The 17,209-nt window shown below is 54.0% G+C and carries 12 protein-coding genes; 5 read left to right on the top strand and 7 right to left on the bottom strand.

Translation table 11 applies throughout. The features are described 5' to 3' along the window. Positions 1-57: 57 nt before the first annotated feature. From SLW75_RS26605 to SLW75_RS26575, 7 genes are all read right to left on the bottom strand, one after another. Complete coding sequence (locus tag SLW75_RS26605) at positions 58-5,073, bottom strand: Eco57I restriction-modification methylase domain-containing protein (protein WP_410935880.1); 5,016 nt, start codon at positions 5,071-5,073, stop codon at positions 58-60. Between the two features lie 92 nt (positions 5,074-5,165). Further along, a complete protein-coding gene (locus tag SLW75_RS26600) occupies positions 5,166-5,471 on the bottom strand; it encodes a hypothetical protein (protein ID WP_410935879.1) in 306 nt (101 codons plus the stop codon). Positions 5,472-5,719: 248 nt separating this feature from the next. Then, entirely contained in the window at positions 5,720-7,234 is a 1,515-nt protein-coding gene (locus SLW75_RS26595) for a zeta toxin family protein (RefSeq protein WP_410935878.1), read from the bottom strand. Positions 7,235-7,243: 9 nt separating this feature from the next. Continuing rightward, entirely contained in the window at positions 7,244-7,690 is a 447-nt protein-coding gene (locus SLW75_RS26590) for a hypothetical protein (protein ID WP_410935877.1), read from the bottom strand. Continuing rightward, a complete protein-coding gene (locus tag SLW75_RS26585) occupies positions 7,683-8,060 on the bottom strand; it encodes a hypothetical protein (protein ID WP_410935876.1) in 378 nt (125 codons plus the stop codon). The genes SLW75_RS26590 and SLW75_RS26585 overlap by 8 nt, the downstream gene beginning before the upstream one ends. Continuing rightward, on the bottom strand, positions 8,060-8,440 hold the full coding sequence (locus SLW75_RS26580) for a hypothetical protein (RefSeq protein ID WP_410935875.1): 381 nt from the start codon (positions 8,438-8,440) through the stop codon (positions 8,060-8,062). The genes SLW75_RS26585 and SLW75_RS26580 overlap by 1 nt, the downstream gene beginning before the upstream one ends. A 37-nt stretch (positions 8,441-8,477) precedes the next feature. After that, positions 8,478-11,012 carry a DNA topoisomerase gene (locus SLW75_RS26575; RefSeq protein WP_410935874.1) on the bottom strand — a complete coding sequence of 845 codons (2,535 nt, stop codon included), beginning with the start codon at positions 11,010-11,012 and terminating at the stop codon, positions 8,478-8,480. A 141-nt stretch (positions 11,013-11,153) separates the two neighbouring features. Between SLW75_RS26575 and SLW75_RS26570 the strand changes: the two genes are divergently transcribed. From SLW75_RS26570 to SLW75_RS26550, 5 genes are read left to right on the top strand one after another with little or no spacing between them, the layout of a single operon-like run. After that, positions 11,154-11,552, top strand: a complete 399-nt coding sequence (locus SLW75_RS26570) for a lytic transglycosylase domain-containing protein (RefSeq protein WP_280319879.1) — start codon at positions 11,154-11,156, stop codon at positions 11,550-11,552. Between the two features lie 8 nt (positions 11,553-11,560). Next, complete coding sequence (locus SLW75_RS26565; RefSeq protein ID WP_280319882.1) at positions 11,561-12,691, top strand: conjugal transfer protein TrbA; 1,131 nt, start codon at positions 11,561-11,563, stop codon at positions 12,689-12,691. Then, positions 12,688-13,674 carry a DsbC family protein gene (locus SLW75_RS26560; protein ID WP_410935873.1) on the top strand — a complete coding sequence of 329 codons (987 nt, stop codon included), beginning with the start codon at positions 12,688-12,690 and terminating at the stop codon, positions 13,672-13,674. The genes SLW75_RS26565 and SLW75_RS26560 overlap by 4 nt, the downstream gene beginning before the upstream one ends. Before the next feature lie 8 nt (positions 13,675-13,682). Continuing rightward, positions 13,683-14,969, top strand: a complete 1,287-nt coding sequence (gene dnaG / locus SLW75_RS26555; RefSeq protein WP_410935872.1) for a DNA primase — start codon at positions 13,683-13,685, stop codon at positions 14,967-14,969. An 11-nt stretch (positions 14,970-14,980) separates the two neighbouring features. Then, complete coding sequence (locus SLW75_RS26550) at positions 14,981-17,203, top strand: TraM recognition domain-containing protein (RefSeq protein WP_410935871.1); 2,223 nt, start codon at positions 14,981-14,983, stop codon at positions 17,201-17,203. Positions 17,204-17,209: the final 6 nt, after the last annotated feature.

Raw genomic sequence — 17,209 nt, 5'->3', positions numbered from 1 at the left:
AAAACAACACTGCCTCCCAGAACAAACCCCGCACCAAATGGTTACGGGGTTTTTTCTTTATGCGCGCATCTTCTTGGCTTCTGGTGCAGCGTTGCCCTGCAGCACTGTCGACTTCGGCGTCCACGTCGAGACGTAGTTGTCGTCAGCTTGCATCAGCTTGAGCTCTGTCATCACATCACGTGAGTCATCCCTCAAGTTCTCCAGGCGACTTTGCTGCTGGAACGGTTTCCCTTTCTCGATTTTGGCCTTGGCCAGCTCCTCTCTTTCCCCAATCCGGGAATTTTCAGCGTCACCTCGCCAAGCTTCAAACCGGTCTAGGAAATTATCGATTCGGCTAATGAAGCCTGGCAGGCTGAATTTGTCGTCGGTCCGATAGACCAGGTTATCTGGCTCGTACGAATCGTTGCCTGTAATCGTGAACTGAATCTTGTGCCGGCTGCAGGAGACATCAATCTCAAATCCCCTGTAGGTGCCGACACGGATGATTGCCGCACGTTGAAAGGTGTCTTCTGCTTTGCGTTCGACAGCTACCTTCATGCAACCAAGGATTGCGCCCAGGAGCTGATCTTTGTTGTCCTCGCCGTAGCTCCTCGCTGCAGTTCTGAACATAAAGCTGGAACCTGTCCCCGCATCGCGTTTGGCTATCTCGCCATTCCAACGAGCAACCGATCTGTCCGCTCGTTTGTCTGCTTCTTCAAGCCAGGTAATCCGGCTGTCCAGGGCATGCTGATTTCGTTTGAAATTGGAGAACAGCGCTTCGACCTTCTTTAAGTCCGCAGCAAGTTGCACCTGCAGGAAAATGAGAGGGTTGCCGGTCGCAGCGGCCTTCATCTCCGCAGCGTTTGCAGCTTCGCTGGCCACGTCCTCTATCACACGTTGAAGCCCATCGCCTTTACGGAACTGCTCTATGCCGGCAGCCTTGTACTCGATGGTCTGCCACATCCTGCTGTCATAGGTCTGCTTGGTCGCATAGCGCAGGATTTCGATCTCGAAACCATCTGGATCCTGCTCATAGAACAGATTTCCCTGACGCTCGATCCGGCCATCACGCTGCTCAAGATCGGCTGGACGCCAAGGTGCGTCGACGTGGTGTAGGGCGACCAGTCTGCGTTGGACGTTCGTACCCGCCCCCATCTTAGTGGTTGAGCCAAGCAGCACCCGAGCTTCACCGCGATTCATTTCGTCGAAAAGCTTGGATTTTTGCAGGTCTGTTTTGGCTTCATGGATGAATCTCACTTGGTCCGCCGGCACGCCCTTCTCGATGAGTTTCGAGCGGATCTCCTCGTATACGCTGAACGATACATTCCCAGCCAGGATTTCATCCATAGAGATGACCTCCCCTTCATCCTCATCATCAAGGGAGGCTTCAGGAGCGGCTTCCTGTCGTTTTTTTCCTTTAGGGGTGGAAAGGTCGCAGAATACCAACTGAGTGCCTTGACGAGCATCCCAAGCCTCCCAGATGCGGTAAACGTTCTCCACGCATGCATTCACCTTACTGCCAATGAAGTCCTCAGAATCAGGATCGATCAAACGGAAATCCAGACCAGCCTTCCTGGCATCGTTTGTGATCTTCAGTGGATTGTCGATCCGCGGGTCGCGAGGCAGGTGTTCCATACGGTAGATGATTGAACCCTCGTTCCAGCTCCGGATAGCTCCGCCGTCAGCACGGTGAATCGGCTTGCCGTGATCATCCAGTACCAGTGATTGAACCCCCATGTATTGGGCTTGTGCTTCGGAACGCTCCACGATGATGTTTTGAGGACGACCACCTTTAACCCGAGGGACTGGAAAACGAGTTCCACGTTCAGCGGCCTGTTGTTGCAGATCTGCCCGGGTGATGACGTCCGCAAATGTTCGGTACATCGCGTTCAGCTCTGGCACATTTTGGAATCTGGAGAACCTTGAATTGAGTCGGTAATTCACACCCGTGGCATCCAGCTCCCAGCCGGTGACAACTTGGCCGAAGGTAGACGCCCAGGCATCGAAGTGTACGATCCCGCGTTCTTTCAGTTCGTCGTACTGCATGTACCGTTGAACGGTGTAAAGCTCAGCGATCGTGTTGCTCAAAGGCGTGCCGGTCGCGAGGAATACGCCACGGCCGTCGTACTTCTGCTGCAGGTACCGGCATTTGACGAAGAGGTCGAACGCCTTTTCGGAACCGGTCAGGTTCCCCAGACCGGAAATCCGGCTCAGCGAAGTGGTGATGAACAGGTTTTTAAATTCCTGCGCCTCATCGACAACGAGCGCGTCCACGCCCAGATCTGCGAAAGTCACTGCCTGGTCTTTAGCGCCTGTATCGGCTTTTTTCTCCAGACGTTCCTTCATCCGTTCTTTGGCTTTTTCCATCTCTTTGATGGTCACGCGGTCCCCGCGATCGCTCTTGAGATCGAGGATTGCATTGCTCAGGTCGTTGATTTGCTCCTGGAGCAACTCTTCCAGGGTGTCTTGAGGCATCCCGATTTTTTTGAAAGAGCTATGGGCGACCACGACCGCATCCCAATCCCCCGTGGCTATACGGGCGAATAGGCGCTCGCGATTTTCCTTTTTAAAATCCGACTTTTCAGCTACCAGGACGTTAGCGTCTGGGTAGAGTGAGTAGATGGCGTCTTTCCACTGCAGCAGCAAATGGTTGGGCACAACCAGCATCGGCTTGTTCAGCAGGCCCATCCGTTTACTTTCCATGACGGTGCCAACGCACACTAGCGTCTTGCCGGCGCCGACGACGTGATCGAACAACGCGGTGCCGTCTTGAATGCCTCGCCAGATCCCATCCTTCTGATGAGGACGCAGCGTGATGTCGAGTGACGCACCAGGTAACTGGAGGTGAGATCCGTTGTACCGAGATGGGATATTGGTATTGAACCTGTCATTGTAAAGCCTGGCCAGCTCCACCCGCTGATCTTTGTCCTCCCATATCCAGTCTACGAACGCCTGGCGTAATTCATCCGCTTTCTGGTTCGCGGCCGCGGTTTGTGTTTCGTCCACCTGCATGATGGGCTGGCCGCGGTCATCCCGACCAACCTCGGTTTTGACCTGGATTGATCGGTTAGTCAGCACCGCTTCAATCAGTTTGTTTGCAGGGTACGCTTCAGTGCCCCAGGTGACGCGACACGTCGTGTTGTCACCCTGACCAATATCAGCGATCCATTTCCCTAGCGCTGCCTGGTAACTGATCCGTCTGTGTACGTCACCGAGGATGTGCACCACGAATTTGTCGACGACGGTATCAGGTACCCAAGTTGAACCCAGCTGGACGGAGATATCGACCGGATCGATGTCGGCAGGCTGAACCGGTCGTAGGGCGTCCACGTTGTGCGAAAAACGCGGATCTTGCTCTGCAGCTCTGATGGCACCACGAAGCTTAGCCTTCACGTTACCGGTTAAATATTGGTCCGCTGTCTCCCAGCGGTCCTTACCAGGGTTGAAGTAAATCAGTCCACGAAGGTCAGCGACGATGTCTTCTTCGGCTCGCCCACAGAGCCGCACCATGCGTTCCAGATCCACGCGGCCGACCTGGTTCATGGATACGACTAAAGCATCTTTCGCTGTGCCGACGTGCCGTACTTCCTGGCGCGGTGTCATCACGCGCCGGCTGAAGATGGAAGCTTTGTCAGCTTTTGGAGGCCTTGCGGCTACATCGTGTTTGCGGGCCATGTCCGCAGAAATGCCCCGGTCGTAATTGCTTTCTAGCGCATTCAACAAGGGGTATTCAGGATCTTCGCACATGGCCAAACGGTTAGCCTGGCTGCTGATATGGCCATGCTTGCGAATGAACCGGTCGTACACGGTGTTTAGTCGGGCCCGGTGCAGATCAAGACCGGCATCAAGACCTTCAGATTGCTCTGCCGCCATGAGAGCTCGCAGAACATCCCTGACCTCAATCATGCCTTTGATTCGGTCGCCGGCGCGTTCGGTTTTGGGTGTGATCAGTTGGTAATCAGTCTGGGCCAGCTGATCGGGAAGGCGTCGAGCGATTTGGCCAGCTTCCGTGACGAAGTACGAGCCCACCTTCAGGTTTTCAGGGAGGACCAGCGCAGGCAGTTCGTCCGCAGCGTCACTGGCGGCCGCTGTGGAACCAGCTCTGTAAATACCACGAGGTAATACTTCCAATCGTGTGGATATTTCGGAGGCAAGATCCCGACCGGGCTCTGCGATCAAGTCCGCGGTATCGCGGTGCATGTTCCGAGTAATGGCCATGCGACCGGCCATTTGCTGCGGGTTGTCGATGAAATACTGGTTGATCGTGATTGTGGCGCCGGTTTCACGGTCTCGTATATCGCCGACATTTACCCAGTGCTTGTCAGTTTCCTCACCTGGTTGCGCTTTCTGGAAAAACACAATGTCGGTGGTGACTTCGGTCAGCGCATTTTCTTTAAAGGCATTGTTTGGCAATCGAACCGCACCAAGGAAATGCGATTGTCCAGCTATGTGCTCCCGAGCTTTGCCATTGGCTGCATCGAGGAAATAGCGGCTGACGACGACCCCCATCACGCCACCTGGCTTGAGCTTGTCGAGGGATTTGGCGAGAAAGTAGTTGTGGATCGAGTACCCGCTCAGCTCGCGGTGATGAGGATCGTAGAGGGACTGGGAGCCGAAAGGAGGGTTGGCCACGCAAGCGTCAAAATACCCGCTGGGTACAACAACATCCTGCAGGCCCCGGTTGATATAGGTAGCGGTGGGGTAAAGATGCTTGCCTATCACCGCAGTCAGAGGATCGAGCTCCACTGCAGTAAACTGGCTTTCTTTCCGAAGGGCTTCGGGCATCAAGCCAATAAAGTTGCCAGTGCCGGCAGCTGGCTCGAAGATCTTCCCGCCCGGGAATCCGAGCCGCTGCAGGCCCTCATAAATCCCACCAATGACAGCCGCAGAGGTGTAATGGGCATCTTGAGTCGAGCGCCGAGCTTTCTCAAATTCATCTTGGCTGAGAAGCGCGCCCAGTTCCTGGTACTCGCGCTGCCAAGCCTGATTACGATGGTCGAACGCCTGAGGCAACCCTCCCCACCCAACATATTTGACCAGTATTGCCTGTTCTGCTGGTGCCGCTGCCCGGTTCTGATCACGCAGATGCTGCATGAGCTGAATCGCGTCGACGTTGTTCCGAAACTTGGTCTTTGCTCCACCTGACCCCAACGAGTCCGCTGCGGTGATTGCGTAATCAGTTGGCGTTACAGTTCTGTGTTCACTTCCTGCAGCACCAGCACTTCGTGCTCCGTCAGACCGGCTTTGTGCTCCGCTGGGAGGCTGTGCATTGCCTCCAGCTCCAAGCGTTGCTGTTCCAACACTTTCCCCAACAGAACCAGCTCCCCCTCTCTTTCCAGCTGCTTCAACTCCATGGGGCTGTTGAAGGCCCAACGATCCAGAATTTTCCAAGATTGCGGGCCGAACGACGGAGACTGACGAATTGCCTTGATCGTCTCCGCGCTCAATTCCCGACTGGCGATTTCCAACGGTTGGGTTTGGCTTGTGATCATGGTGTTCTCCTTGGTCGTCATCGATTTCAAGACCTAATTCGAGGGTCTCGATTGTGTCTACGGTTTCTTGAAAGGCGAAATCAAAACCCAACTGGCTTTGATCCGGGGACGGCCTTTTCCTACGCATCGTATAGCACTCCGTCTAGTTCGTATCATAGTCATTATACGAAATGCGTAACAGAGTACAATTTTTCCGAGCATTTGAGGGCAGCCGTCCGTAAATTCTTAGCGTGTAGGCATAGGCCGCGCTATCGCGGTTTGATTTGGGATATGGGGGTTGAGTGAGTAGCAGGTGCGAGGGTGCGGTTGTATTCGGCCCGAAGTGATGCCAGCTCAGCCAGATCCCCCTCGCCTGCATGACGGCGGACCATCTTCGCTTTCACGAAATCAAGCGTCAGCTCGAATGATGAACGCTCGGCCTGCGTCCAGGCTCTCGAGCGCTCAGCGTCCACATGCTCTCGACCCTGCACCGGCGTTTGCTGCCAGTCGCCCGCAATCCGATAGTTGTCATAAATGTCTTCACCGCTTCGGTTTGTAACGTGCATTCTGTCGACCAGGTTGCCGGTTTCCAGTCGATCAACAGTGAGGGGCAGTCCTGTAAAAGCCAGGTCGTGGTTGATGCGGTTGGACCAACGCCCAAAACCATTAGCCTCGTGCTGCAGCTCGTACCGATGGTGAATGCTCAGACGGCTAACCAGATCATTAACGGCCAACACACGTGCGTCGATTCGGTACCCTGCTGATTGCAGCTTGCTGCAGAGCATTGCCAAGCTTTCTGGATCGCGCATCGTTCCGTCGATGACCAGGTTCCTGTGTTCTTTAATGCCCAGGTTTGTAAGCTTCACGGCCCAGCCTGCTGCATCGCGGTGGGTTAGATCCGCTGCGTCACGGTCGTTTTCACGCATTAGTTTCAGAAAGTGAGGGTGATATTTGCGCAGCTCGTCAGCGTCAATTTTGATTGAATTGCCACCCAGTTCAGTCGTGGCATAACTGCTAAGCGCAGCTTTTCCAGCACCCGGTTGCCCCCCGAGGATTATTGCAACGGGGTTCTCTACCGGCTTACTCAACATCATCGCGTGCCGTGCAATGTCTTCAAAAATAAGCTGATGCTCGACGGTCTCTAGCCGGAACTGCGATTGATCGTCTTTAGGGAAGGTTTGCTGCTGCCTTTCGCCAGTTTTAATGCCTTTAGCGACGGCCAGTGCCTCGACGCGCAGCTCGTGAATGGTTAGAGACTTTTCGTCTACCAGCCCCGTGGCCTTGAGTACTTGCTGGAACGCTGCGCGGGTTCGGTCCCAGGCCTTCCCCAGAAACGTCCGCTCTTCCTCGGCCACGAACGCGAAGACTTCTTCGGCGCGGTGCAGCTCGCTTTTGTCATGGTAGTTTTTATCAACATCGGCCCAAATATGGCTTAGCGACGGTTCATTGCGCGTTTCAAGAACTCGATCCAGGAGCGCCTTTTTTTCCTCGGGATTGAAGGTGTTGAGCCCATAATGCCCGAGGAGCTCGTGGCGCAAGGTTCTGAGGACGGCCCCTTCGTCACCCATATTGGAAGCGACAATGGTGAAGAATGCGTTTTTTGGATGGTAGGCTCCGTCGATTCGGACTCCGATTTTTTCCCGGGATAATTCTGGTCCATAAATGTCCTCCTGCTTCGCAACGACAATAGCTCTGACTTGGATATGTCCATTGTAGTTGTCCAAAAAGCGGTCAACCACGTGTTGCACCAATTCAACGCTCAACCCTCTGTTCTGATCGTCCATGGTCAGTCCTTAAATGTGAGCCCGTACCTGGGCTCCATAGTTCGCAATGACTCGACGCACGGTGTCGACGTCATCAAGGGATATTTTGCTTCGCTCAACTACAAGGTCGGCCTGCTCCTGACGCAATTTTGAGAGAAGCTTCGCGTCAGGCTCAGGCTTGGATCTTTCTTCGTGGATCGCCTGTGAACGAGCCGCGATGGCGTTTCCGATGGTCTCCATCGCGCATTCGTATTCTGCAATCTGCTGGCTAGACAATGGACCTGGCATCTGGGAGCCCTCTTGCTGACGTTTCAATGTGTGGTGAAGCAGAGCAATACCTGCTGCAATAAACAGGGCTGCGTGAACCAGCTCGCCGGGGACGTCGAACCCGTGGCGAACTGAAAGCACTGCGTAGGAAAGCCCAATGAGCGAGCTGCCAATGGCCACAGTGGTACGCCAAAGACGCTGCCTATTCATCAGAATCGCTCCGCTGATCCTTGACCAAGGTAAGGGTGTAGGCTTGATTCATCACCCCCATCAAATTTTCCGCTGTTTCAGGACTCTGGCACCGAAACAGTACGAGAGCGCCGAAAATCTTCATGGCTCGGTCGATATGAGCCGGTACAACGATGTCGAGTGGCTCGACGTTGTAAATATTGGCAAAGGCCACCCCTTCCGTTCCTGTGATGCTTAGCGTTCTGTCTATGGACGCTGACACCGCAGGGGGCAAGGCCGCTTTGTTCTTATCATCGACCATCATCAACGATACGATGAAGGGCACACTTTGGCCTTTGCCATTCGCCGCGTAATAAGCAGGCACAAACTTCATGTCTTCTTCATTGAACATTACTTCTTCTCCCAGCGATTCACATCGAGCGCAAGGAATGGATCTTTCATGCCGCTCTGCTCATCGAGCGAGCCGAACGCTGCAATGTTTTTTGCGCGCTCTTTGAGCCAGCTATCGAAAACCGATTGAGCTTGTGAATCAGTAACTTTTACGAGCTTTCCGTTCTGAGAGAAGAAAACCGGCATCCTGAATGTTTTGCTGTTGTCGACCGAAATGGCAACCTCAAACCAGGTGTTATTGGCATCAGCAACCTTGAAAAACTCGGCGTGCATCCCTTGGATCAGCTGTCGCTGCACGCCTTCCTGCTCAGGCTGTTTTTCGGCCTGATCGCACCCAGCAACCAGAATTCCAATCAACAGCGGCAACATACGAATAAACATGTATTGATCCTTTCCATATGCAATGAAGTTCACGGCCCTAAGCACGGTCAGTCGCTTTCTTTTCAAACTCAAACTCTACCTTCCAGGCTTCACGGTTGAGTTTGAGTCTTGCAGAAAAGGCACTGTTATTTTTTGGGCTGATAAAACCACTGAGCTTCTCGGTGATTCCATCGTTGAGCAGGGCCTTGAGTTCGGCATCATTCAACGCTCTGCCAAGCAATTCTGAAAATAATTTGAACTGGCACGATGTGCACTCGAGTGTCTTTCCTGATGGTTGGAGAATGGCCGAGCATCGAGGGCAGTTTAGCGGTGAAAGCGTTATTTGTTCCTTATGCCTTATGGCAGCGTTGGCTGTAGCAGATCCAGGCTGATCAAACAGAGGCTTGGTCTTGCCAGTTGCACGATCTAGGGACAGGCGCGCGGAGAATTTCGTTTTCTTCTCACGTCCTACCAAGTTCTGGAGCAGTCTTGTTTCCCCCCTCTTCAGCAAGGCCTCAATATCTTTTGCACCCAGTAGCTTCCCGAACGCTTCGTGCCAAAGGACAAATTGGCATTGGCTACAAGCAGTCCGCTTCCCTCTATTCTGCAGTTCGCCTGAGCAATTGGGACAAGGGATCTGCTCACCTGGCGAAGCTGGAAGAGCTGCCATTTCAGCGACCTTGGCAACTTCTACCATTTCACGAACGAAGCGTTCGGTGTACTCCATAAATTCTGCGTGGGTGAGTTCGCCACTGGCGACCTGATCAAGAGATTGCTTGAAATGCCCTGCCTGAGAAGGGTCTTTCACCTTCATCGGCAGAGCGTCGATGAGGTTTCGGGCCTGCGCACTCGTCATGAGTTTTTTCTTACCCTTCGGCGCAGGCACAAAAAGCTCACGTTTTTTCATGTCCAGGATGATTCCTGCGCGAGTCGAGGGAGTTCCGATGCCCTCACCTTCTTTCAGCAGTTTACGAAGCTCCGGATCGGCTACGTACCTGTGCAGGTTCTTCATCGCGTCAAGCAGCATGTTGTCGTCAAATCGGGGTGGCGGCGTAGTCATTTGCTCGACCAGGCTGCAAGACAAGCAGGAAATGCTGTCGCCCTCGTTCAGCCTTGGCAGCGTCAGTGATGGAAGGTTGTCCTCAGTCTGTTCCACACCGTCTAATGGTGGTGGTTCCTGATAGATGGCCTTCCAACCCAACTGCACAGGGGTAGTACCGCTCGCCGCGAAAGCCTCCCCATCAATGTCGACCTGCAGTGTCGTAGCCTCGTACCGATAGTCGCTAGCAAATTGAGCTAGGTACGCCCTTACGACCAAGTCGTAAACGTTACGCTCACAGGCGGTCCACTCGGCCGGGCTCACCATTTTTTCCGGAATCGCAGGCACTATCCCGTGGTGTGGGGTTGGCTCACCGGTCGGCGTGCGAACTTTCGCATCATCGAACGCTGCTGATTTTCGAGATCGGTCGATGTGGTCAGCCAGCTGGGTAAGGTCAGGACGAATTTGCAGCACAGCCGCAATCACTGCACCAGCCTCATCATGGTGGGCTTCTGACAGGTATCGGACACTCGTTCTCGGATATGTCATGACCTTGTATGTGTCATACAGTTTCTGAGCCGCTTCCATGACTTCCTGTGCGGAATAGTCATACCGACTGAAACCCTCCATCTGCAGCTCGTTCATTGAGAGAGGCAGTGGAGGTTTCTTACTTTTTTCGGTGATAGCAGATTGGGTAACTGAGCCTGGACGACCCCTGACCCGATCTGCGATCGATGAGGCGACTTGAGCATCGATCACACGCCCATCTTCATCCATGCCGTGTTGTTCGGGCCGCGGGTTCCACCGAGCTTGAAACTCCGGTCCTTCACTTGGTTGTAGTTGGACGGTGACGACTTGATAGGCATGGGGCTGAAACTCCTCGATCAGCCTATCGCGCTCCCTCGCTATGTAGAGAAGAGGCGTTTGCACGCTACCAACCGGTAGCAACCCCTGCTGCCCTACTTCACGGCCGCGCAAGGTCATCGCTCGAGTGCCATTCATGCCCAGCAACCAATCATAGCGACTGCGCGCCAGACCCCACCGCCGCCAGCCAGTAAACTGCGGCTCCGTGTTATCGCGGATATTGGCAAGCGATTCTCTGATTTTGGTCGGGTTGTAGTCGTTGATCAGCACGCGCCGTACGGGCTTTTTGAATTGAAAGTACTCGAGCGCTTCATCCACAAGACACTGACCCTCCTCGTCAGAATCACCGAGGTGGTGAACTACGTCACACCACTGCAACAACTCTTTAAGCTTTGCGATACGAGCCTTCTTGCGTGGATCTGGCAAAAGCTTCCAAGCCCTGGCTCCCGGGATAATAGGAAGATCAGACATCCGCCAGACCTTTTTTTTGCCGGCTGTCAAAGGCACATCGTCAGGAAGGTAGTGATCAGGTGGGGCTTGTTGAAAAGCGTGGCCATCCAGCCAAATAAACCACTGCTCGCCTCGGCGTGCCCAGCCTGGCCCCTCATTTTCAGTGCTGCCCGGAATGGCCGAATAAATACCCTGAGAAAGCTGGGATTCCTTCTCGGCGATCCACAAAACCTTTTCCATCAAAAACTCCTTCCTGAATGAGGCTGAAATCGGCGTTTTTGCGGAATCGCAGAACGCTGATTCAACTTGCCTTGATTCCGTAGAATGGCTACCATACGGAAAATTATAGCCCATTGCTAGGGATCGAGAAAGGACGAAACGATGATTCCATTACCGGTGGCTGAGCCGCCTGTGCCGGTCTGTATGGTTGAAGCGGCGCGAGATTACAGTTTGCCCTTGAGGGTAATGATCGCGCTTTGGATGACTGAAGGCGGAAGCACAGGGACTCTGAGCCCGAACACAAATGGCACGGTCGACCATGGTCCTTTCCAGATCAACACCGTATGGGCCCAGAGATTACAGCGCGAATTTGGGGTTTCACCTCAGATGATCACGCAGAACTTCTGCTGGTCCGCGCGTGCCGCTGCATACATTTTGCGCTACGAGATCAACCAGGCGAATGGCAGCTTTTGGGATGGTGTCGGGCACTACCACTCTAGGACACCGAAGTACAAATACCCATACATCCAGCGTGTCTATAACAATTCGCTCAAGTTCTAGGAGGTTTCATGGCTAGACATGGACAAAATCAATCTGAAGGTATGGGCGTTGTGTGGCTTGTTTTGATTGCCCTACCAATTGCGTTCGGATGGATGTTTTGGCACCGGTGGCACGGGACTATCAGCTATTGGGCTTTGAAATGGGTTTGGTATCAGCTCGCCGTTTTCGATTGGCCATTTATGCCTGACGTTATCCGAGAGTGGCGTGCCCAGGCTGCTGCCATGGCCATGTACCCTTCAAGGGTCAGTTTCACCGCGCTTTTAAGCATGCTTAACAAAGCTGGATATTTCTACATCCTGATCCCGCTTGTGATCATCGCCCGAGGCTTCGCTGCCGCTCACCGTCATCCGATGAACAAAACTCGCCGGAAGGTAACGGTAGAAACCCTGCCGTGGATTATGTCGAAGCACTCTCCTGCCATCATTCCCTCGCTGTATTACGGCAACCCTCAGACGCTGCTGCTGAACGATGATCCGGTCGAGCATCGCAGTGCTGCCCATCCAGAAGAATGGACGCTCGAGCAAGGATTGATCGTAAATCATAAGTTAGATCGTGAGCGCTGCGGCCAACTCATGATTGAGTTTCTAGGCAAGCCGATCGCTTCACTTAACGAATTGAGTCCGACGGAACGAGCCATGTTTGCTGTGTTCGGCGCTCGCCTCTTCTCGGAAGGGAAAGACATCCGTGTAGCCCAACAACTTCTGGACGACCTCAATCGCTCTTGTCACACAGGGACGTTTGAAGGGAAAAAAGGCTACCCAAATCTAGGGTTGACTGACGCAGCGTTCAAAAAGTACTCAGCGCACCCTGATGCCCAAGCGTGGCTCCTCAGACACCCTTACCCCCGAACGATGCTGTTCGCCATGCACAAGCTTGCCTCTAAAAGCGGCAAGTTGCCCTCTTCCCAGTTTCGATGGCTGAAGGGGATGGACCGCAACCTTTTCTATGCGTTGAACATAGGCCTGCGCAAAGCGCCCTTTCTTGAACAATGTGCGGTTTTCACACAGATGCAGTGGGAAGAGTTCGCGGAAAACGTGGGCTATCGCCTGACTGAGCCATGCATTGATGACGCGATTGATGGCGTCGAACATTACCTCGCCAAATTAGGTTTAGTCGCCCGCCAAGGAGAAACACAATGAAAAATCGCGACAGAATTCGCCAGTACGATACGTCTCTTCATGTCCACTTTGGATCTACCGGCGAACGCCGTGCTGTTACTGCGCTTTCGTTGAATGACAGTCTTCAGGTACGCCTGGATGGAAAGCGTCTGCTCTGGTCTCGCTCTGCAGAAGGGGCAAATCATGAGTGTTTGCTTGAAGAGTTCGGATCCGATGCCCTGGCCGGCAACGCCTTTGAAGCAATGCAACATGCGCTCGACCGTTTTTCACGGCGCCGCGTGATAATCGGTCGTGTGAAAGGTGTCGTTAAGTGGGGCTTGCTGCCAGCGTTCGGTCTGATCCTTGCCCTGGGTCTAAACATGTACGCGGCCCGAATGACCGGCATCACCCCGCAAGCGACACCTGGAACCATGGCGCAGCTGAACCAACAGCCGGCGTTCAACCCAGCTACAGCGCAGCCTGGCTTTGCACCATCACAACAGCCTCAGAATCTGCAGCTGGGCAACATCCCCGGGCTCCCACCAGCCGCTGACCCTGCAATCGTTAAGCAAGCCATCAATGCTGGCACCAAAGCTGGTAAGTACGCTGTACAGCTTTCTCAGGGGAGCAAGGGGACTGTCTACGTTTTCTCGGACCCGTCATGCCCACATTGCCGCGATTTTGAACCCGAACTTGAAAAGCTTGCTGCCGACTACACCATCCAGCTTTTTCCGGTATCGGTCATTGGCGGGCCTGACTCCAGCACTTCGGTTGCGCAGATGCTTTGTGCCAAGCCTGAAGAACGCGCCAACTACTGGAAGAAAATCGTCAAGGGCGATCGCCTCGACGCACCCACCTGCCCCGAAGGCGAAGCCGCAGTGGCCGCCAATGACCAAATATTCCGCAAGCTGAATTTCTTGGGCACTCCCACAGTGGTGAACGCGAACGGCGAACAAACCCCGCTGACCCTCCCAAATACCTCCCGAGCCATTTCGCAGTGGCTGGATCAAACAAAGGCGCAGTGAGGCAATTCATGGGCAAGTACATCCGGTACACCGATGAATTCCTTGCCCGTGTGCGTGAGGACGCAGACCTGGTGGGGATCATAGGACGAGACATCACCCTTAAAAAAGCAGGCAAGGCGTTCAAAGCGTGCTGCCCTTTTCATGGGGAGAAAACACCCTCTTTTGAAGTGTCGCCTGAGCGGAACACATACAAGTGCTATGCGTGCCCTGCGCAAGGCGATTCGATCAAGTGGATGATGGAATTTCACAAACTCCCTTTTCAAGAAGCCGTTGCCGCGGTCGCGGCTGACTCAGGCATCTCGGCCCCTGAATCTCAGGCTGATGAGTCGGCCGAATCACAGGCGCGCCGAAGTCGCTTGACGTCCTTCAACAGGGCATTGCAAGACGCGGCCAGTTTGTACTCAGGGGGGATCGAACGTAGTCCGACTGGTCGCCAATACCTCACAAACACCCGCGGGCTTTCGGCCGAAACGATTACTTCCTACCAGCTGGGTACTGTCGCCACCGGCGTCGTTGAGCTGTTGGTCAAGCGTCACACCCCAGAAACCCTCATTGAGTGCGGACTGGCGATCCGTGCGGAAGACGGTCGTCTTTTCGACCGATTTCGGAATCGGATCATGATTCCGATCCACAACGATAGTGGTGCTTTGATTGGTTTTGCAGGGCGCTCCATGATCGAAAAGCCTGACAAGACACCGAAGTATCTGAACTCTCCTGAAACTGAGCTTTTCCATAAAGGCAACGAGCTGTACGCATTGAACGTGGCCAAGACGGCAATCCGCAGTGCCCGTCACGCTATCGTCGTTGAGGGCTACTTCGATGTGCTCACCGCTCACCAAGCCGGCGACCGGAGGGTTGTAGCCCCCATGGGGACCGCCCTGACGAACACACAGGCAAGGAAACTATTCAGCCATGCCGATACGGTGACATTTGCCTTCGATGGGGATAAGCCTGGCCGGTCTGCAGCCTTACGTGCCTCTGCAGTAGTTTTAGAGGAAATTCGCGACGGTAAAACAGTCCAGTTCCTGTTTCTACCCGAGGGCAGTGACCCCGATCAACTGATCGGGACACATGGGCTTGGAGCATGGAACGATGCCTTGTTACGCGCGTATCCGCTGAGCCGATTTTTGGCCGATTTCGTCAAACATGGCCTTGACCTGGACGTACCTGAATCGCAGGTACGCGCCGCTGAAAAGGCTCGCAAAATTCTCGCCCGCGTACGTGAGGCAACCCTCTACAAACAGGCTCTTACTGCTCAGTTCGAAAGAACGATCGGTATGGCGTTGCCCGCCTAGGAGATCAACAGATGTCTCTCGACTCACAACATGAGATTAAACCTGGCCGCATATCAAGGGACGTGCGCAGCTCTTGGACCAGGTTCAATATTGCGCTGTTTCGCCCGAACAACTTCAAGCTTGCACTGCTAGTGATAGCTGGACTGATGGTCTACCAGCCAGTTTTGTGGCCGGTCTGGATCCTGTTCTTGTCCATGATGATCATGGCCTTCAAGGACCAGAAATTCCGTATGCCGATTCGGATGCCCAAAGACATCGGCGGATTGGATCGAACGGATTACTACGAAGAGTTGGTAGAGGAAAATTACCTTTGGGGCCTGTTCACAAAGTCGAGGCTTTTTCGGAAGCTCTTAGCGGCAGGCGGCATCATGTACCTCGGTTTTCTCCGTACCCCAAATACGGACGGCATTGCAGCTAGCGCTGACGAAGGCCGCGAGCTGTGGCTCAACAACTCAGACTGCCGAACTCACCTTTTTTTGCCCGGCACCACAGGTTCGGGCAAAAGTGAAACGCTGATGGGCATGTATTACAACGCAATCTGCTGGGGGACTGGAGCATCGTATGGGGACGGGAAAGCTGACTCCAATCTTGCCTTCTGCCTTTGGTCACTAGCGCGCCGGCATGGTCGAGAGGACGATTTCCTCATCCTCAACTACCTGACAGGTGGAATGGACCCCTTTGAACACATGGTTGCCAGGGAGTCTGGTCTTCATGCGGCGAATCAACCGCAATCGAACTCCATGAATCCCTTCGGTGACGCTGCAGCTGACTTCCTTCTGCAGTTGATGGCCTCCTTGCTACCGGTGGCCAGCGGTGACGGTGCTCAATGGCAGCAAAAAGCTCTCAACATGATCGATGCACTACTGCGTACGCTCTGCTACAAGCGCGCCAAAGGTGAACTCGAAATCTCCATCGGGGTGATCCGCCACTACCTCGCACTCCAAAACCTTGTTCAATTCTACATCGAGGGTCAGCAAGGGCTGATCCCTGAGCTGGCCTACCTGCCGATCAAAGCTTACTTTGAAACAGGTCTACCTGGATTCAATCCGCAGCTCGCAGGTGATCCATCCAAATGGGATGCAGAGGTGTTCAACCAGCACGGTTATTTGACCGGCCAGTTCGCTCGTACTCTGTCGATGATGATGGATACCTACGGTCATATTTTTGCGGATAAATTCCCCGAAATTGACATGCTCGATGTGCTCCTCAATGACCGTCTGATCGCGGTCATGATCCCGACGCTCGAAAAGTCAGCGTCCGAGGCTGCGTCGCTGGGGAAGCTTTACATCTCCTCAATCCGTTTGATGATGGCCCAGAACCTTGGCTACCGCTTAGAGGGGACTCGTGCAGACGTCCTCGATACCAAAGCTACCAATGCCCCTAATCCGTATCTGATCATCAGTGATGAGCTGGCCTACTACTTCGCCGCAGGCATCGCCGTAATGTTCGCTCAAGCGCGAAGCCTGGGCTTCATGATGGTCGCCGCCGTCCAGGATATTCAAGGCCTTAAACGAGGCGAGGCGGCGGACGAAGCCCCTTCCATGCTGGCCAACACCAAAGTGAAATGGGTGCTGGCATTGGAGGATCCGGAGGATACCTACGATTACATTCGCAAGGCTGGTGGGGAGGCCTATTACAGCGTTCTCACTGGATACGACCAAAACACTGGTGGTGCCTACCAAGCGCAGGGTGCAGCTAACATCGAGCGTCGGAACAAGATCGAGCTTGGTGAGCTGAAAAAGCTGCAGGCCGGAGAGGGAATGCTGATCTTCAAAGAAGCAGTGATCCCAGCATCAAGTTTTTACATCCCTGATGATCACAAGAAAACCAGCAAGCTTGCTGCGCGCATCAATAGATTCCTGCAGGTCGAGCGGCCGGACTACAGCCGGTTGCCACACAGTGCTGAGCGGATCAGCAAGCAGGATACCCACTCTGTCGATTACATCGCGGCACAGCTTCGTCGGGTCGAGAAACCCTACTATCCAGCCCTCGAGGATCCGATCCTCGAACAGGTTGTAGCAACCGCGCGGCATCTGGACAGCATTCAGCGTTTCGACGTGCCGGCTGAGCAGCGTGGCATCGCATTATTCCAGGCTGCAAGAAAAGCGCTTCATGCAGCTGAAGCTCAAGGCCTCTCTGGATATTTTCATCAACCCAAACCTGATCTGGAACCTGAGGAGATGCTTGGCGACGACGGGGAAGATTTTGAGATCCCGGAAGATGCATATGATTAATAAGGA

Origin of the sequence: Pseudomonas sp. W5-01 (genome assembly GCF_046540435.1) — a bacterium.
GTDB classification, from domain to species: domain Bacteria; phylum Pseudomonadota; class Gammaproteobacteria; order Pseudomonadales; family Pseudomonadaceae; genus Aquipseudomonas; species Aquipseudomonas graminis_B.
The sequence above is the reverse complement of the archived record's forward strand: the minus strand, read 5'-3'. Positions and strand labels throughout refer to the sequence as shown.